Source organism: Spirochaetales bacterium, from assembly GCA_016930085.1.
Taxonomy (GTDB): domain Bacteria; phylum Spirochaetota; class Spirochaetia; order SZUA-6; family JAFGRV01; genus JAFGHO01.
Map to the genome: position 1 here is coordinate 1 of JAFGHO010000052.1, position 17,599 is coordinate 17,599.

Annotated in this window: 17 protein-coding genes; 9 read left to right on the forward strand and 8 right to left on the reverse strand. The window is 49.5% G+C overall.

The features are described from left to right. Nucleotides 1–399: 399 nt before the first annotated feature. From JW881_08405 to JW881_08415, 3 genes are all read right to left on the reverse strand, one after another. The gene (locus JW881_08405; GenBank protein ID MBN1697519.1) at nt 400–1,455 is read right to left on the reverse strand and encodes a pentapeptide repeat-containing protein; all 1,056 of its coding nucleotides are present in this window, start codon (nt 1,453–1,455) and stop codon (nt 400–402) included. A 422-nt stretch (nt 1,456–1,877) separates the two neighbouring features. Then, nucleotides 1,878–3,071 (reverse strand): permease, encoded by a 1,194-nt coding sequence (locus tag JW881_08410; GenBank protein MBN1697520.1) that lies wholly within the window; start codon nt 3,069–3,071, stop codon nt 1,878–1,880. Then, nucleotides 3,064–3,312: a TM0996/MTH895 family glutaredoxin-like protein gene (locus JW881_08415; GenBank protein ID MBN1697521.1), complete on the reverse strand. Its 249-nt coding sequence runs from the start codon at nt 3,310–3,312 to the stop codon at nt 3,064–3,066. The genes JW881_08410 and JW881_08415 overlap by 8 nt, the downstream gene beginning before the upstream one ends. Nucleotides 3,313–3,467: 155 nt before the next feature. Between JW881_08415 and JW881_08420 the strand changes: the two genes are divergently transcribed. The 6 genes from JW881_08420 (at nt 3,468) to JW881_08445 (ending at nt 7,994) form a co-directional block, all read left to right on the forward strand. Next, nucleotides 3,468–3,806, forward strand: coding sequence for a winged helix-turn-helix transcriptional regulator (locus JW881_08420; GenBank protein MBN1697522.1), 339 nt, complete (start codon nt 3,468–3,470; stop codon nt 3,804–3,806). Between the two features lie 135 nt (nt 3,807–3,941). After that, nucleotides 3,942–4,958 (forward strand): ATP-binding cassette domain-containing protein, encoded by a 1,017-nt coding sequence (locus JW881_08425; protein ID MBN1697523.1) that lies wholly within the window; start codon nt 3,942–3,944, stop codon nt 4,956–4,958. Further along, the gene (locus JW881_08430) at nt 4,955–5,746 is read left to right on the forward strand and encodes a hypothetical protein (protein MBN1697524.1); all 792 of its coding nucleotides are present in this window, start codon (nt 4,955–4,957) and stop codon (nt 5,744–5,746) included. Before JW881_08425 ends, JW881_08430 begins: the two co-directional genes overlap by 4 nt. A gap of 5 nt (nt 5,747–5,751) precedes the next feature. Then, nucleotides 5,752–6,549 carry an ABC-2 family transporter protein gene (locus JW881_08435; protein MBN1697525.1) on the forward strand — a complete coding sequence of 266 codons (798 nt, stop codon included), beginning with the start codon at nt 5,752–5,754 and terminating at the stop codon, nt 6,547–6,549. Between the two features lie 112 nt (nt 6,550–6,661). Further along, entirely contained in the window at nt 6,662–7,726 is a 1,065-nt protein-coding gene (locus JW881_08440) for a type I restriction endonuclease subunit R (GenBank protein MBN1697526.1), read from the forward strand. A 1-nt stretch (nt 7,727) separates the two neighbouring features. Continuing rightward, nucleotides 7,728–7,994 (forward strand): M48 family metallopeptidase, encoded by a 267-nt coding sequence (locus JW881_08445; GenBank protein MBN1697527.1) that lies wholly within the window; start codon nt 7,728–7,730, stop codon nt 7,992–7,994. A gap of 47 nt (nt 7,995–8,041) precedes the next feature. Here the strand turns inward: JW881_08445 and JW881_08450 are convergent, their stop codons facing one another. From JW881_08450 to JW881_08465, 4 genes are all read right to left on the reverse strand, one after another. Beyond that, complete coding sequence (locus JW881_08450; GenBank protein MBN1697528.1) at nt 8,042–8,191, reverse strand: hypothetical protein; 150 nt, start codon at nt 8,189–8,191, stop codon at nt 8,042–8,044. Between the two features lie 102 nt (nt 8,192–8,293). Continuing rightward, nucleotides 8,294–8,854 carry a manganese efflux pump gene (locus JW881_08455; GenBank protein ID MBN1697529.1) on the reverse strand — a complete coding sequence of 187 codons (561 nt, stop codon included), beginning with the start codon at nt 8,852–8,854 and terminating at the stop codon, nt 8,294–8,296. A gap of 275 nt (nt 8,855–9,129) precedes the next feature. After that, nucleotides 9,130–11,328: a catalase/peroxidase HPI gene (gene katG, locus JW881_08460; GenBank protein MBN1697530.1), complete on the reverse strand. Its 2,199-nt coding sequence runs from the start codon at nt 11,326–11,328 to the stop codon at nt 9,130–9,132. Between the two features lie 468 nt (nt 11,329–11,796). Further along, nucleotides 11,797–12,036: a hypothetical protein gene (locus JW881_08465; GenBank protein MBN1697531.1), complete on the reverse strand. Its 240-nt coding sequence runs from the start codon at nt 12,034–12,036 to the stop codon at nt 11,797–11,799. A 320-nt stretch (nt 12,037–12,356) separates the two neighbouring features. On the opposite strand from JW881_08465, the gene JW881_08470 reads away from it, so the two are divergent. The 3 genes from JW881_08470 to JW881_08480 all read left to right on the forward strand — a co-directional run bounded on the left by JW881_08470 (nt 12,357) and on the right by JW881_08480 (nt 15,665). Continuing rightward, complete coding sequence (locus JW881_08470; GenBank protein MBN1697532.1) at nt 12,357–13,691, forward strand: radical SAM protein; 1,335 nt, start codon at nt 12,357–12,359, stop codon at nt 13,689–13,691. Between the two features lie 126 nt (nt 13,692–13,817). Beyond that, nucleotides 13,818–14,195: a hypothetical protein gene (locus tag JW881_08475; protein MBN1697533.1), complete on the forward strand. Its 378-nt coding sequence runs from the start codon at nt 13,818–13,820 to the stop codon at nt 14,193–14,195. Nucleotides 14,196–14,486: 291 nt separating this feature from the next. Continuing rightward, a complete protein-coding gene (locus JW881_08480) occupies nt 14,487–15,665 on the forward strand; it encodes a DUF2341 domain-containing protein (GenBank protein ID MBN1697534.1) in 1,179 nt (392 codons plus the stop codon). Nucleotides 15,666–15,779: 114 nt separating this feature from the next. On the opposite strand, the gene JW881_08485 is transcribed toward JW881_08480, so the two are convergent. Continuing rightward, on the reverse strand, nt 15,780–17,345 hold the full coding sequence (locus tag JW881_08485; GenBank protein ID MBN1697535.1) for a hypothetical protein: 1,566 nt from the start codon (nt 17,343–17,345) through the stop codon (nt 15,780–15,782). Nucleotides 17,346–17,599 lie beyond the last annotated feature (254 nt).

Below are 17,599 nucleotides of genomic sequence, written 5' to 3' on the forward strand. Positions count from 1 at the left end.
ATTGAAATGTTTGTTATCTGTTTATTATAAAGTGACTTACATATTTAAGCCGGGTTTTGGCGCTTTTCTCAAAAAGCAAACTGTTTTTTAACATTTAATATAATTGTCTATATTGAAACAAGTTAGTTATAATTAAAACTGTATGTGAAAACCGCATTTAATAACCTCACATATGAGTGACCAGACCTGGTTTTATACTAAATGTATACTAAATCTGAGTTTTTTTAATCCAAATTCGGGATATTTTTATTCGATAGACACGTTAAAATACCAGCCAACCATACATTGATTAAATCATGCCATCCGACTCACCCACACCTGAAACTCATAAAAAGCACCCTCCACCTCAGTTCGGAAATCGTCATGGTGTCTCCATAGGGAGGGTTAAAACATATATACTCAGGCTTCGGCCAGTTCCTGAATTATTCTGAAATAGGCTTCCTCGGCATACTTTACATTGGCTTCCATCTTCATGAATAAATCGTCATTATCTGAATACCTGATTTCAAATACATATGGATTCTTTCTTTTCAGCTCGGAAAACATGCTATACGCATTATTATCGCAATATGCGATTATTGGTTTACGGAAACTGCTGAAAATTGCGTGCAGTTCGTGAGGTACCGACGGTCCCGATAAGTCCGCCAGGATCATTTTAGATAAACCCGCCATGGTGACAACCGTTTCCGTATTATCCAGGATATCCGGACGCTCGAAGTCGTAGATCATCGGCGTATATCCCCGTTTCTTCAGCCAGGCCGCCATACTGTAAAGTCGTTCCAGTCCGCCGTCCCTGAACCTCCCCAGGAGAAGGACCCCCCTCGCATTCAGAATATTCAGGAGATTTCGCACCTTTTTGTGGTCGGAGAGGTAATATATGAACTGGGCCAGTTCGATATCGTCTACCATCAATGGAATTTTCCCCGCCGCGATAATATCGGAGTACAGGTCATAAGTGCGCTCGATAATCAATCTGGATTGCCTCATTTCATCACAGGTCTTCAGGTCCCACGCGGAAACGCCGTAAACGACCGTCTCCGTTATTTCTTTCAGACAAAATTCGGCATTAGTCAGGTTCACCCTGTTGAGATTGCAATTAATAAACGACGCCCCGTTGAAAACGGCATCCGTCAGTATGGTTTTGTTGAATCTCGTGTTTTTAAATATCGTATTGCTGAAATTCGCCCGGGAAAAATCACCTTCCTCGAACAGGCAATCGGTTATTGCCGCATCTTGAATATTCAAACCCTCGGCGAATGCACTATGAATGGAAGCGCCCGACAATTCTATTGTGCAAAAATCCAATTTGTTCATACCCTTTCCCTGCTTTCCATCCTTGCAGGGGCAGTTATACCAGAAGGGCTTGGTAAAATGAAGGGGCCCTTTGTTTTGCTTGCGCCACTTGTTCCAGACCGCGGCGCCCTTGAGAATAATTTCTTCGTGGGAATCAGACATGATTACCTCCTGAATAATTACAAAAAAATATATTCTGATATTGAGATTTGTATTGAAGCAATGTCGGCCGAAACAACGATACGTACACGCATGCACATGATTTTTTAAAATACAGATGACAGGTCATCGTTTTTTTATCCTCTCTGTAAGCGAACGAAGGTTCAGCATCACTTCGGGGAGGTATTCTTTACATCGATTTACTACCAAACCAGTGACTTTACAACTACCATAAAAGACGAACAATTACAAGTTGTCAATGCTCCATAAAAAAAATACATTTTTCATGTTGAGTCGCCTTCTTCGCACGAAGAATCGGTACATATATATCAGAGAAGGATACGGCGAGATTGTATTTCCGATTCCACCGGATGGACATATACCACTAACCTCCGGTGATTTCTCGGGACTGCGAAATTGCGTGGTCAGCGGCAGGAGATGAAAAACCCGAATCCAATACCGGCCAGCGTCGAGGCGACAATGACAAGACCGATATAAACTAATGTCTTTTTAAGACCAAGCTCGCCCCCGATGACAAGCATTGACGGAAGCGACAAAGACGGTCCCGAGAGGAGCAGCGCAAGCGCCGGCCCTTTGGCCATACCGGCACCAAGGAGTCCCTGCATGATCGGTACCTCCGTCAGCGTGGCGAAATACATCAAAGCGCCGGAAATGGAGGCAATAAGATTGGAAAGCAGCGAGTTGTCACCCACAAGATTTGCTACCCATTCTTCGGGGATCAAGGCTGCGTGCCCCGGTCTTCCCAGGAGAAACCCCGCGACCATGACGCCGCCGAAAAGCAACGGCAGAATCTGTAAGGCGAAATCCCTTGTGGCGGCCGCCCACTCCTTTAATTCGTCTTTTTTAAACCAGAGGAAAAGAGAAACAACAAGAACAATCGCGAATGCACCTGTTATAAAATATCTGGCGTTGAAAATAAAGTCCCAGACAGGCAATTGTCCTTTGGATGGCGCCCAGTTGATAAAAACAAGGATGCCGACCATTGAGAACAGATAAACGGCATGCTTCCATAACGGCCTTCCGTCATCCTCGAAGGAATGAAACATCTTCTCATCGGTTAATCTTTTCTCGTCTTCTTTCCTGAAAATCAGGTGCATGGAAAAACCGATAACAAATGCAAATATCACAGCTCCGGCGGCGCGGGCAATACCGATTTCAGCACCCAGGACTTTGGCGGTAAGGACGATTGCCAGGATATTGATGGCCGGCCCGGAATAAAGAAATGAAACGGCCGGGCCTATTCCCGCGCCTTTTTTATAGATTCCTTTGAATAAAGGCAGGACCGTACATGAACAAACGGCCAATACGGCGCCGGAGACTGAAGCGACGGAATAAGCGACAACCTTGTTTGCTTTTGGCCCCAGGTATGTTATCACCGACTGCCGGTTCAGAAACACCATGATGGCACCTGCGATGAAAAAGGCCGGTACAAGGCAGAGAAGAACATGTTGATGCGCGTATTCGGCCAGCATCAGGAAGGATTCCTGTATGGCCGAACTTACTTTGGGGTGTGAAAAGGGAACAAAAAAAGCAAAGAGGAATATTCCCGCAAGAATAAGCAGTTTCACATTCGGATGCCTGTACCATTTTTCAGTCATGCTGCATTTCCTTTTGTATGAAATCCTTGATCTGCTCGGGCGTCAGTATCTTGCCGGCGCTTTTTACATTGTTGTCGATCGCAAGACCCGGTGTCATCAGGATCCCGTACTCCATGATCTCGTTCAAGTCGGTGACTTTTTCAATCTCGAAGTCACCATCGAGTTCCGCGATGGCTTTCCGTGCATTCTCTTCGAGTTTTTTACATTTTGGGCATCCGGTTCCCAGTATTTGTATTTTCATGTAATGTCTCCTTTCAATTTCTCGATCTTTTATCGGCGGCAGTATTGTGATCGATTCCATAGCTATATGGTAAAATAGCCAAAGATAAATATTCTGTCAAGAATTCTCTTGACTTATTATGCTATTTCTGGCAATTTAGCCATAAAGAAATTATCATGACCGAAAACGAAAAACACAGAAGTGAAGCCCGTGCAAAAATATTGAAAGCCCTGGCGCATCCTTCCAGGATGTTTATCGTCGAGAAAATCAGGGGAAAACCACATTGCGTCTGCGAGCTTGCCGAAATGATCGGGATCGACCAGTCCACGACGTCCAAGCACCTGTCTGTTTTAAAGAATGCGGGTATTATTGAAGACAGAAAAGAAGGAACGACCGTTTATTATTCATTGAGATGCGGGTGCATCATGGATTTTATCGGATGTATTGAACATGTCATCCGGATGAATCTGGAAAGGGATTATAAATTCCTGAAAAGTGTTGGAAAAAATGGATAAAAAATATGTCTGTTGTTTCTCTGTACCGGCAATCCCTTCCGGAACCGGATGGCGGAAGGCTGGACTCGTACGCTATAAGGAGATCGGATTGATGTATTTTCCGCCGGTATTGAAACCATGGATATGAAGAAAAAGATCATAGAAGTGATTGACCTCAAACGCCACTTCCTCCTGCTCAACCGGCACGAAGGGCTGGCCGGCGCGTTCCGGGACCTCTTCTCCCGGGATTACCGGACCGTCAGGGCGGTTGACGGCATATCGTTTTCCGTGGACACGGGCGAAATCGTCGGGTTCATCGGACCGAACGGGGCGGGTAAATCCACCACCATCAAGCTGCTCACCGGCGTGCTCAAGCCCACCGCAGGCACCGTGACGGCGGATTCATTCACACCGTTCAGGGACAGAAGACGGTACGTGGCCAATATCGGCGTGGTGCTGGGGCAGCGCTCCCAACTCTGGTGGAACCTGCCGGTGATAGAATCGTTTAAAGTCCTCAAGGATATCTATGGTGTTCCGGAAGAGACATACCGGGCGAACCTGGACCGGTTCAACGAGCTGATCGACGTGAAGCAATATTACGGCACCCCCGTGCGCAAGCTTTCCCTGGGCCAGAAAACCATTTGCGACATCGCGGCCGCCTTCCTCCACAGTCCCCGGCTCATCTTTCTGGACGAACCCACCATCGGGCTGGACGTCTCGGTCAAGAAAAGCGTCCGCGCCATTATCCGCTCCCTGAACAGGGATCTGGGAACCACCGTCATCCTCACCACCCACGACATCGGCGACATTGAAAACCTCTGCCCGCGCATCATCCTCATCGACAAGGGGAAAATCATATACGACGGGCCCACGGCGCGGTTCAACAAAACCTTCGGTTCCTATCGAACGCTGCGCCTGGACATCATGAACCTGTCGGGCAAAGAGAGGAAATCACTGGAAGGGACGGTGCATGGACGCTTCCCCTGCCGGGAACCGATCGCGGTCAATCCGAATGACGACGGCTGGGTGAGCCTCACCCTGAACCAGGACGAGGTGAACCTTATCGACGTCCTGAACTATTGCCTTAAAACGTACCAGGTAAAGGACGTCAAGATCGAAGAAATCTCACTGGAGGAGGTCATTATCAGGGCTTACGAGGGCGCGCTGGCATGAGGAGGTACATCGCTCTCATCCGCAACACCTTCATCGGTTCGCTCTTTTTCCGGATGGATTTTTTCTTCAGGATCCTGGGCAGCCTGGTCGGCGTTTTTGTGGTGTACTATCTCTGGCGGGCCGTCTATGCGGGAAGCGGCGGCAGCCTGAACGGCCTGGCCTTTCTGCAGGCCTTCGCCTACGTTGCGGTAAGCGGGTCCATCTTCTCCATGATCAGCACGGGGGTGGACTGGGAAATGGGCCTTGGCATCAGCCGCGGCAATATCGTCATGCATCTCTACCTTCCCATGGACCTGCAGCTGTTGATGATGTTCAGATCATTGGGGATTTTTTTCTTCCGCATCATTTTCATCGGGGCGCCCATGCTTCTTTTCATCATCTTCATGTTCGGGGTCCCCATTCTTCCGGGACTCAATGTTCTCTTTTTTATTTTCTCGCTCTTTTTTTCATTTCTGCTGGCGTTCAACATCGATTTCATGGCGGGCGTCTGCGGCTATTCCTTTGAATCGATCCTGGGTCTTAAAATCGTCAAGGACACGATCATCCTGTTCCTCTCGGGCGCCGTGGTTCCCCTGCCGTTTTTTCCCGTGCGCGTACAGGCCGTGCTCATGGTCCTGCCCTTCCAGGCCATGTTCTATACCCCGGTCACCCTCCTTCTGGGCGGCATGCCGGCGGGAGAATCCCTCGTTATGCTCCTCATCCAGGCGGGCTGGATCGGCTTTTTCACGGCGGCGGGCCGCCTCTTCCACCGCCGGATCATGGGTAAACTGACGGTAAGCGGAGGATAACCTGAGTGAAACGACTGTTCTACTATTTGCGAATCTACCGCCGCCTGACATCGCAGTACCTCAAGGACCGGTTGTCGTTCCAGACCGATTTTATTCTGGGTTCACTGGGGATGATGCTGAGCACCGCATCGGGATTTCTCTCCCTGCTCGTGATCTTCCGTACCATTACCAGCCTGGCCGGATGGGACCTCTACGAGATGCTCTTCCTCTACGGATTTTTCGGTCTGGCCTTCGCGCCCGTCGGGATCTTCTTCGACAAGTTCTGGTCGCTCTGGGGCCACCTGAACCGCGGCGATTTCATCCACTGCTATTTCAAACCCCTGAACACCATGTTCTATTATGTCTCCGACGTCATCGACATCAAGGCAATCGGGCACTTCACCGTCAATCTGTTCGTCACCATTTATGCCGCCGTCAATCTTTCCGTGGCATGGACGGCAATCAGGATGCTTTGCCTCGTCCCCCTGTACCTGGGCGCCGCGTTTACCTTCCTGGGTATCCGGATCATTGTCAGCTCCACCGCCTTCTGGCTTACCTATAATATTTCCCTCATGGATTTCACCCTGGGTCTGGAACGTTTTGCCCGTTACCCGCTCACCATCTTCGCCCGGCCGTTCCAGGTGGTGTTCGTCTACATTCTCCCTTACGCCTTCATCGCCTACGTGCCCGTCAATCATTTCCTGAAGAGCCCGGGACCGTCAGTCTCCTGGTTCATCACCCCGCTGGTCGGAGCGGGGGTGTTCGCCCTGGGCTGCCTTGTGTGGACCCTCGGCGTCAGACGATATACGGGGACGGGAACGTGAGGATGACCGGCGCGGCAGCAGGTACATGGCGCGTTTTAAGCTTGTATAAAGAGCGAATTCCGGCCTATAATACCCCTTGTCAACACAATGTATGGACCCGGTGCTTTATTGTATGTACCTCGACAAACCCATGAGAGATCATGTGCTGCTGCAAACAACCGCCCGGCTGAACCGTCCCTATGAAGACGAAAACGGCAGGCCGAAACCTTCCGGGTTTATTATTGATTTCGTGGGGATATTCGAAAATCTGGAAAAAGCATTACAGTTCGATTCCAATGATATTGAAGGGGTTGTAGAGGACATAGAGCTTTTAAAAGGCCGGTTTCAAGAACTTATTGCAGAAGTACGGAAAACATATCTTCCCATTATTGCCGGGAAAAAGAAAGACAAGCTGTATGAAGCGGTATTGGAATACTTTATGGAGGAATCTGTCAGAGAGGATTTTTATACCTTCTTCAGGGAATTATCGGAAATATATGACATAATCTCGCCGGACGCTTTCCTGCGTCCCTTTATCGACGATTATGAGACGACGGCGGAAATGTACCGGACTGTCAAAGAAAACTTTGAAAACAGGGTTGTATCCGGCAGGGAGTTTTCCCGCAAGACCGCCAAACTGGTGCAGGAACATACGGCAAGCGGTAAAATACAGAGTTCCCTCGAAGTGACGGAGATCAACGAAGAGCTGTTAAAAAAGATCGAAGAATCCAAAGCCTCTGATACTGAAAAAGTCTTTAACCTCATCAAGTCTATCAATAAGGCTGTGGCGGAATCCACAAGACAACCATATCTTATTTCAATAGGTGAAAAAGCCTGGGAAGTAGCGGAAAACTTCAAAAAACGTCAACAGGACACGATTGACGCCCTTGAAGAACTGAAAAACCTTATAAATGAAATCAATCAGGCCCGGCGGGAACAGGCGGAAAAAGACATTCCCGATGATGTGTTTTCGGTTTACTGGACTATGAAAACATACGGTGTGGAAGCCCCGGAAGAGAAGGCAAACCAAATGCTTACGGTCTTAAAGCAATATCCTTACTACAGTGACAGTGAAGCCCATGAACGGGAGATACGGAAAGAATTATATAAAGTTCTGTTAGGCTCCGGTTCCTATGATGACATGGCAGAAGCAAAAGAACTTGTCGAAAAGATACTCCGGGTGCTAAAAAGTGTGTGATATGGGCATTACCGAATTTAAAGCGAATGTACAGCGAATTTCTGCTGATATTGGAGTGCGGGTAAAGGAAATCCACATGCGGAAAATGAGCCGGAAGTGGGCAAGCTGTTCCTCAAAAGGCCGTCTTACCTTTGACCCGGCCTTGCTTAAGGAAACACCGGAGAAACGTATCGAGACAGTATTGCATGAGCTTCTGCACTTGCGTTATCCCAATCACGGCAGGATGTTTCAAAGGATGCTGGGGGTTTATAGGGAAAAATATCGATAAAAATATAACAGACCGTATGAAGAAAATTATGTCAGCGGGACGCACCATCAAAATATTTGTGAGAAGCGGGATAGTTTGTTCCGATAAAAGGCGGCATCACAGAGTGATTTTTCCTTGTCATAGACGCTTATATTCTCATCAATCTCTTGTGGTAATGTCGAAGCCACGAAACCTTCGGTCAAATCAGTCTTTTTCATTTTCATCGCGTGCTTCCTTGATGCAGCGCCGTGCGTTTTTGCCAAATCGTCCGCCCATGTCATAGATATCGTCCGACGTTATTTTTATATTCCATATATTCTTTAGAACATATGCTCTATTAATATTTTGAGTCCGATGACAATAAGTATCGTTCCGCCGATTCTTTCCGCCCAGACACCCAGTTTCGAACCGATTTTATCACCCAAAAATACTCCGATTACAGAAAACAGTATACAAATCAGACCGATGAAAATTGCCGGAATTATTACGGGCGACTTCAGTGCGGCAAGACTGAAACCAACTGCCGCCGCGTCGATACTCGTCGCGATTGAAAGCATAATGAGGGTGATGCCGCGTGACGGGTCTTTGTCGTCATTATTCCTGTCTTCTTTTTTAAAGGACTCCCATATCATTTTACCGCCAATGAAAGATAGTAACGCCATTGCTATCCAATGGTCATAGCAGCATATCATTTCTTCAATCAATATTCCGCCGTAATATCCCAGTATCGGCATGAAAAACTGGAATAATCCGAAATGAAACGCCAGGCGGAAATAATGCCTGTATGTCGGCTTTTTTATTGTACAGCCGGCCGCGATGCAGACGGAAAAAGCATCCATGGCAAGGCCGATAGCTGTACCGATAACCGTCAAAAAATCCATACGTCAATTTCTCCCGGCATCGAAATAAAAAAAAACGAGACCTCACGCATAATGACATAGACACTGCTTTATCATTATGCCAAAAGTCTCGTTACCTTTTATCAACGGTTATATAGCCAGGTAAAAACGGGTTTTACCGGTATGTTGACTATATAATAAAAACTACTCCCCTTTGACGTTGGCTATTCTACTATATTAATTTTTTTCCGTCAATATTTTAGATGGACAGCCACGAGACGGCTTAAAGCCGTCTCATAACCGTCTCCTTAAAATACTCAGGCCGGATCGAAGCGATCGGCATTCATTACCTTGTTCCACGCGGCCACGAAGTCCTTTACGAACTTTTTTTGAGCCCCGTCGCACGCGTACACTTCGGCTATCGCGCGAAGCCGGGAGTCCGAACCAAAGACGAGGTCGACGCGCGTTCCGGTCCACTTGAGTTCGCCGGTCTTCCGGTCGAGGCCTTCGTATATATCCCCGTTTTTCGCGCCCGGCCGCCATGTCGTTCCCATATCCAGCAGGTTGACGAAAAAGTCATTCGTGAGTTTACCCGGCCTTTTCGTGAAAACACCGTGAGAAGATTGCCCGTAATTTGCGTTCAATACACGCAGACCGCCGATGAGTACCGTCATCTCGGGCGCGGTCAAGGTGAGCAATTGCGCCCGATCGATCATCAATTCTTCCGCTTTCACCGTGTATTTCGTTTTCAGATAATTGCGGAACGCGTCGGCCGCCGGTTCGAGTACCGCGAACGAATCGACATCGGTCTGTTCCTGCGACGCGTCGGTACGCCCGGGTGAGAAGGGAACCTCGATGTCCTCTCCCGCGTCTTTGGCCGCTTTCTCGATTCCGGCGCAGCCTGCAAGCACAATCAGATCGGCAAGCGAAACCTTCTTGTTTCCGGACTGCGCCTTGTTGAACTCCCGCTGAATGCCGGTAAGCGTCTCCAGGACTTTCTTCAGTTGCGGCGGTTGATTGACTTCCCAGTTTATCTGCGGTTCTAATCTGATGCGCGCTCCATTGGCCCCGCCCCGGAAATCCGAACCTCTGAACGTGGAGGCCGACGCCCAGGCCGTCGAAACAAGGCTTGATATCGATACACCCGAAGCAAGGATCTTTTTTTTGAGCGCCGCAATGTCGGCCTCGTTAATCAGTTCATGATCGACGGCCGGTACGGGATCCTGCCAGATGAGTTCTTCCCGGGGTACTTCAGGCCCGAGATAACGGGTACGGGGCCCCATGTCACGGTGGGTCAATTTGAACCAGGCCCGCGCAAAGGCGTCGGCAAACGCCTGCGGATTTTCGTGGAAACGGCGTGATATGGGTTCATAAATCGGATCGAACCGGAGCGATAAATCCGCCGTGGTCATCATGGGCCGGTGTTTTTTGGAAGGATTGTGGGCGTCGGGAATCATATGCTCTTCCTTCACGTCTTTTGCAAGCCATTGCTGCGCACCGGCGGGGCTTTTCACCAGTTCCCATTCGTAACCGAAAAGCATATCGAAATACCCATTGTTCCATTTCGTCGGTTCGGGTTTCCACGCGCCCTCGATGCCGCTGGTGGTCGTATGTTCTCCTTTTCCCGTGCCGAACTTGTTTGTCCAGCCCAGACCTTGTTCTTCGAGAGGGGCCGCCTCCGGTTCGGGGCCCATCAGCGCGGGGTCACCGGCGCCGTGCGCCTTGCCGAAGGTATGGCCGCCTGCGACAAGCGCAACGGTCTCTTCATCGTTCATCCCCATACGGGCAAAGGTGACGCGTACGTCTTTGCCCGAGGCTACCGGATCCGGATTCCCGTTGGGACCTTCCGGATTGACATAGATGAGTCCCATTTGTACTGCCGCCAGGGGATTTTCGAGGTCTTCGTGGTCGCCGCTGTAGCGTTTGTCGCCCAGCCAGGTATCTTCTTTCCCCCAGTATACGTCCTCTTCAGGACCCCAGATATCTTCCCGCCCCCCCGCGAAACCGAATGTTTTAAATCCCATCGATTCCAGTGCGCAGTTCCCCGCCAGAATCATCAGATCGGCCCAGGAGATTTTGTTGCCGTATTTCCGCTTTATCGGCCAAAGCAGTCTCCGGGCCTTGTCCAGATTGACATTGTCCGGCCAGCTGTTGATAGGCGCAAAACGTTGATTTCCCGTATTTGCGCCGCCGCGGCCGTCCGATGTCCTATAGGTTCCGGCGCTGTGCCAGGCCATCCGGATGAACAGTCCTCCGTAATGACCCCAGTCCGCCGGCCACCAGTCCTGCGAATCCGTCATCAGCTTATAAAGGTCCTGCTTTACCGCGGTGAGATCGAGTTTTTTGAATTCTTCCGCATACCTGAATTCCTTATCCATCGGATTCGATTCCCGTGTATGCTGATGAAGAATATTGAGATTAAGCTGATTCGGCCACCAATCACGGTTCGATGTTCCCTGACCGGCTGTCGGTTTGTTCATTGCGCCGGTAACAGGGCATTTACTTTCTTTACTCATAATTGTCCTCCTTAATTTTTTTTCTTAACCGGTACGGTTAACCCTGTCTCGAAAGACATTCACAACGGTCTCTCCCTGGGGACGGCAATCGCCTCATACGGCGGAATGTTCTGTGCTGAATTTGACCGTCTCATGAATGCCGTCCCGCCGTTTGCTTTTTCTCCGTTTCGATGTCATTATAATAATCGTTCTTAATATTAATAATATATAAAACAAAGATCAATACTTTTTGCATAATATATGACAGTCTTTTACCGGAATCGGAAAACGAACGCCGGAAGGTGCCCTCGACGGTTTCAGGCTTATTTCGTCAACAAGGCGGCCGCTTCCGGAGAAGGTTCTCTGCGGCCGGATTTTTTCAAAGGGAAAAACGGGGGCGGCACGAGTCGAGCCGGAAAGGGTGTTTGATGTACGGCTGTATGGTGTGAAACGGTTATCACACGGTGCCGTCCCCGACCGCCGGGCATGCTAAATCCGCATCACCCTCGAATCTCCGCATACAGAAACATTGATTGTACTCAACCAGCCCGGAAACCGTCGTTGAAAGAAACTCGCGATTTTTATGACATTTTCGTTGTCGGTGGTGTGGATTCTCAGATTTTTTTCTTTCCACTCGAAAAGGACAATCTTAAAACCGTTATAAGCCATTTTTCTGATCTGATTGGATATTCTCGCTTTTATCTCTTCAAGTTTTCTCTCCTTTACCATGGTTTCTCCCTCCTGCTATAAACTTACATCATTGTAAGTATAATTCGCTGCAATGTGGAAAACAATACCGGGATAATCGATTATGAAAGAAAATTACAGTATATAACTGGCACGCATTGGGTATACATTATACTCGATCACGCGAAAATATATGAATCAAACCCGACCGGCCTTGTGCTTGCAACAGGGAAGGCTAATGTATATAGTTATTGTCGTATGCAGGCATTCCGGCAATCGAGTGAAAAAAGATCGTCCGAAAGGGGGATGCGTCACTGGTCGTTTTAGTCAATCCCCGCACCGCCATCTCTTATCAACCCCCCTTGGGACTCGCCTACATTGCGGCCTATCTGCTTTCCAAAAACATAGACGATGTGGCGATTATCGATATGACCTTTCAGGACATCGATGAAGCGTTGTCGACGCTTGACGAGCCGGTTGTATTCGGCATGTATCTGATGACCCCTTACCTGAAACGGGCGGGGCGTGTCATGGGAAAAATAAAAAGCGCATTTCCCGATATACCGATTGTGGCCGGCGGACCGCATTCGTCGGTCACTCCTGAGGATGTCCTCGAACGGTTTCCCGTTGCCGCATGTGTCCGAGGAGAAGGTGAGGTGACGTTCCACGAGATCGTCGCCGCTTTGCATAATAATGAAGGACGATCTCCTTCCGGCGCGTTTTCCGGCATTCGAGGCGTTACTTATCGCGATCATCACACGAATACGATAATCCATAATCCGGACCGGCCGCCGGTTTCCGATCTCGATACGCTTCCTTTTCCGGCCCGCGATCTGCTGCCCATGCGTTACTATCTCAAAGGGGGAACCCAGAAAACATTTTCATATCGTAATATACGGGCGACGACGATAATAACCTCGCGGGGATGCCCCCATGACTGTTCGTTTTGCCAGCCGACACTCAGGACCATTTTCGGAAAACGGGTGCGCTTCCGTTCGATCGCGAACGTTATGGAAGAGATCGGCTGTTGCGTCGAAAAATATTCACTCGGCGGTCTTTTCATACTCGACGATACCTTCACGTGCAGGAAACAATTCGTTTTGGATTTCTGCGTAAGCTTGAAGGAAAAAGGGATAACGGTGAAGATCGCCATTAATTCGAGGGTCGACAGCGTGGACGGTGAAATGCTCGAATCATTGAAGCAGGCCGGGGTCGTCACTGTCATGTACGGTATTGAAAGCGGAAATCGGGAGATATTGGACGATATCAATAAAGGCATTACACCGGAACAGATCGAACGGGCGGTACGGTTGACCAAGGAAAAGGGAATCGGTGTGTACGGATATTTCATGATCGGTAGCCCCCTCGAATCGACATCGACCCTGCGGGAGACCTTCAGGCTCGCGAGACGTCTGCCGTTCGACGAGGTCCAGTTCAGTATGGCGGCCCCGTACCGGGGAAGCGGGCTGCATGAGAAAGCGAAGACAATGAATCTTATCGTCGACGAACGGTCGATGGAAAGCGACGGTTATTTCTCCGCCGCGTCGATGAGGACGCTGCATCTTTCTTCCGGTGAGGTGAAACGGTACCACACCCTCCTGAACCTCTACTCCCGCTACAAGTCACTCAAAAATCTATTGCTGCGCCATCCGGGGGCGGTCCCGTCACTCGTCGCGAACAGAATAATAAAGGGATGAGTGCGTTTTGCGTGCGGCGATATTGCGGACCGGCCCTCCGTGTCATTTTCACCGTATCGGCGGCTGTCGCGGAACCCGTCATGAGTTGTAATCAGACCGATATTGATTTTCGGGGTGATATTGATTATGCTTAATGCGGAAATGGAAAAAAAGCGAAAAAACCCCGTGAGAGAATGGCTCGATAATTTCAACAAAAGAGCTTCGGTTACCCATAATGGCAAGGAATACGGAGTCGATGAACATGAGCTTGAGACGTTATATTCGACGCTCAATTACTGGCATCACAGGACAGATCCAAGTTCCTGGTTATGTACGGCACTGGTGGGATTGGCAAAAAAAAAGTATCAGGGGAAAATTCCCCGGAGTGAAATCATTCTGCTGTGTGCAAGACTGTTGAATGTCACCGCTTCGAAGCTTGAAAGCACGCTCGACTGGAATGCCAATTATATCGCCTGGCATGACGGAGGTAATCCCGGCGATTATCATGTATGGGAAAAGGAATAGAGTCAGGAAGAGATTAATATAATGAGGACACCTCTTTATCCACGACAGGTGGCGTTGACATTTCACCGGTAATTGAAAACGGGGGCCCACGGGTCCCGTTATTTATGCGTTTCCTTTTTGTATTACCTTGAATATACAAAGCGAATGCAGTATACTATACAATAGAAGAAAACAGTTATATATCGTCAAAAAGATCACAACTTGTAAAGACCTTTAATTATAAAAACGACTGGCGGATGATAGAAAAACGGCTTCTATGGTAAAGCCGGGTGTTTTACAGGGAGTGGTTATATGGTCGGGGACAAGCGGTGTGTCTTTTTCTTTTTCGTCCTTCTCTTTCTTTTCAATGCATGCAATATCGCATTCTACAATCCTTTTCACGAAAATGCCGGTAAAACGAGCACCGTCTACGAAACAACGGACTTCACGGGCAGCGTGAAGATCAAATTCGACACGACCCCGGACGGGGCGGATGTCGACGGGGATGTGGGTGATTTCCCCGTTTTAGTCCGTATCACGGATCAAGCGGTTATCGATGCGACACGACCCGGGGCGCCGGATATCCGGTTTCTCGATATGGACGGAACAACCTGGCTTGATTATGAAATCGAGAGATGGGATCAGGGCGGAAATTACGCCGAGGTATGGGTACTCGTCCCGGTCGTTCACGGAAACTCGGATTCCGATTACATCACGATGTATTACGACGATGTGATCGACGGTAGTGTCGCTGATGGAATGTGTCCGTCCTGCGTGTTCGACTCCTCAAACGGATTCGCCGGGGTGTGGCATCTGGCCGAGGATGCCGCGGGAACCGGAAGCGCGGCCCTTTATAACGATTCGACGGACAACGTCTACCACGGAGACGATTACACCGCCGCGACGGTGAAAGACGGCGTGGTCGGGCAGGGACAGGAATTCGCGGAGTTCCCCGATTACGTGAACGTCCCGTATAACCTGGGTGATCTCGATTTCGGAAGCGGCCGGAATTTCACGGTTTCAGCCTGGGTTAAAACCACACAGGCGGCAGCGGCCTTTACATGGCCGTTGATCTTGAGTAAAGAGGATAATGAGGCTCCGCGCTCGGGGTATAATCTTGTATTGCACGATGCCAATACCGATGCCAGGTGGAGTTTGGAAATATATGTTTCTGGTGTCCAGTCTGCGGTCATGGGTTCAAGCGATATCGCGGACGGGGAGTGGCACTATGTCGTCGGCATGAGAATCGGAAGCGATATAGTCGCTTACGAGGACGGGGACTATGCAAACACAACCGCGGCGTCTTCGGCGAGTATAAGCAGAGATTGTCCTTTGAGTATCGGCGTCAGTTCGGAAAACCGGTATGATGTGACGCAATTCACGGGTTCGATCGACGAAGTTACTATTTCCAAAACAGAGCGCTCCGCCGACTGGATAAAGCTGAGTTTCGCAAACCAGAAAGCCGCGCAGACCCTCATTACATTCGAATAAAAAGGGGCATGGCCGTCTCACTGGACATATCATCCGCCTCCGGTATACGGCTCGATTGTAACAAAAACACCTGCGGGATCTCACTTTGAAAAAGTCCTGTTGCCGTTTTCGATCCTAACAATCAAGCGACGATATCAAGCCCACGTAGAACCGGGCGATTAATAGGGCGTCCACTATATCGATACTCCCGCTTCCATTCACATCGGCCGCTGACGCGGCAAACCCCTGAGGTTGAAGGCCGACGTAATATTGGGCGCATAAAAGGGCATCGACAATATCGACGGTGCCGCTGTTATTCGTATCACCGCAGACTGAATTGGGCGGGGGTGTCGTTCCGGGGGTCGTGTTTCCCCTGCCTGCCGCGTCTGCGGGCGGATATTCCCCGCCCCAGTACCTGGTCCAGTTATACAGGCGTTTGGGTTGTGGTTTCGGCCGTCCAGGTGGCTGTATCGATGTGTCGCACGGACCGTTCGAATAGATTCTCGCTTCAACGGTGTTGAAGATGATCACCTCGTGCCGTTCGTCGCCGAAAAAATCGGCACTCATCAGATATTCATTGAATGAAAATACGGCTACGGTATTGATGTTTCCGTCATACAGGCCGCATGGCGTGTTGCTTCCCCTGCGCCACGCGGCGATATAGTCCCTGCCGATATCCCAGTCGACCATCAGGTTGACGATCGTGCCGTATCCGTCCGGTGTTCTGTTTTCGCGGTAAAGGGTGGTTCCTCCCGAATCGATGAGAAATATCGCGTCCTGGCCGGGGCTTCCGCGGTCGATCCGGTCAAGTCCCGCTATTTCCAGGCCGGGGAGGTCGGTACGGAAATCACCCGGAATGACGTTCTGCGACTCGATGGTATCGTTGTTACGCCACATCATCTCTCCGGTCCAGTGGAAGACAGCGGTGTCGCTTCCCCCCCAGACGATCTCCATCCCGTTTGCGGGGTTCATGTCGATGTCGGCGACCCAGATTCCATCCGCGTGGTCCGGCATATCGGTATGCCACATAACGCTTCCGTCATGGTCGAGGAGATCGTTTCCGCACATCAGTTCATCCCTCCCGTCATTGTCGAAATCATACGGCCAGGGATAATGGCCGGTATTCCCCGTATGTGTCCAGAGCAGGTTCCAGTCCCCGTCCATCGCCCATACATGGTTGTACCTGTCTTTGAGCAGTATATCCCGCGGCCGGTCATTACCGGAGAAATTGGCGATCACAATCGTGTCGTGGGCGTCGGGGTGGGGGAGTGAATAGGTCGCTTCCACGGAACCGGTCCGGCCGTCGATGACGGTAAACCTGCCGTTCATCACGGCAAGGACTTCATTATAGCCGTCCCCGTCGATATCGTATATTTGCGCGGGAATATCCGATCCGCTTGATGACGAGGATTCCCTGCTTCCGGTTTGCCATAACATCGACCCCGTATCGACACTGTATGCGGTGAGACAGGCGACCTGGTGTCCGATATACCGGTCGTCGCTCATATAATCCGGCTGCATCATCACGATATCGTAGCGGCCGTTTCCGCTGACATCTCCGATAAGCATCCGTGAACAGGAACCGCACTTGTTTATATCAATGGTTTTAACAAGCGTTACCTGGGCATACCCTGAAAAAGTGAAACAGAGAAATAAAGATATCATACTGTGCACGATGGCAGGATAAAAGATTTTTTTCATTTGTTCCTCCGTTTTTTTTAATAAATGGACCGATAAAAAAATTTCTTTTTCTTTGAACAACAAATTATTCTACCATAAAGAAATCGCTGCGTCAACTGCGATTGCCGGGCCGCTTATCGCGGTTTAACCCGGATTTCTCACAATTACAAGAGTTCATATTGAAATGGTTGTTATCTGTTTATTATAGAGTGACTTACATATTTAAGCCGGGTTTTGGCGCTTTTCTCAAAAAGCAAACTGTTTTTTGACATTTA

What these genes read in the sequence shown, in the direction of transcription:
- JW881_08405 (MBN1697519.1), bottom strand. Translation starts at nt 1,455, where the DNA reads ATGTCTGATTCCCACGAAGAAATTATTCTCAAGGGCGCCGCGGTCTGG.
- JW881_08410 (MBN1697520.1), bottom strand. Translation starts at nt 3,071, where the DNA reads ATGACTGAAAAATGGTACAGGCATCCGAATGTGAAACTGCTTATTCTT.
- JW881_08415 (MBN1697521.1), bottom strand. Translation starts at nt 3,312, where the DNA reads ATGAAAATACAAATACTGGGAACCGGATGCCCAAAATGTAAAAAACTC.
- JW881_08420 (MBN1697522.1), top strand. Translation starts at nt 3,468, where the DNA reads ATGACCGAAAACGAAAAACACAGAAGTGAAGCCCGTGCAAAAATATTG.
- JW881_08430 (MBN1697524.1), top strand. Translation starts at nt 4,955, where the DNA reads ATGAGGAGGTACATCGCTCTCATCCGCAACACCTTCATCGGTTCGCTC.
- JW881_08440 (MBN1697526.1), top strand. Translation starts at nt 6,662, where the DNA reads ATGTACCTCGACAAACCCATGAGAGATCATGTGCTGCTGCAAACAACC.
- JW881_08445 (MBN1697527.1), top strand. Translation starts at nt 7,728, where the DNA reads ATGGGCATTACCGAATTTAAAGCGAATGTACAGCGAATTTCTGCTGAT.
- JW881_08450 (MBN1697528.1), bottom strand. Translation starts at nt 8,191, where the DNA reads ATGAAAAAGACTGATTTGACCGAAGGTTTCGTGGCTTCGACATTACCA.
- JW881_08455 (MBN1697529.1), bottom strand. Translation starts at nt 8,854, where the DNA reads ATGGATTTTTTGACGGTTATCGGTACAGCTATCGGCCTTGCCATGGAT.
- katG (MBN1697530.1), bottom strand. Translation starts at nt 11,328, where the DNA reads ATGAGTAAAGAAAGTAAATGCCCTGTTACCGGCGCAATGAACAAACCG.
- JW881_08465 (MBN1697531.1), bottom strand. Translation starts at nt 12,036, where the DNA reads ATGGTAAAGGAGAGAAAACTTGAAGAGATAAAAGCGAGAATATCCAAT.
- JW881_08475 (MBN1697533.1), top strand. Translation starts at nt 13,818, where the DNA reads ATGCTTAATGCGGAAATGGAAAAAAAGCGAAAAAACCCCGTGAGAGAA.
- JW881_08480 (MBN1697534.1), top strand. Translation starts at nt 14,487, where the DNA reads ATGGTCGGGGACAAGCGGTGTGTCTTTTTCTTTTTCGTCCTTCTCTTT.
- JW881_08485 (MBN1697535.1), bottom strand. Translation starts at nt 17,345, where the DNA reads ATGAAAAAAATCTTTTATCCTGCCATCGTGCACAGTATGATATCTTTA.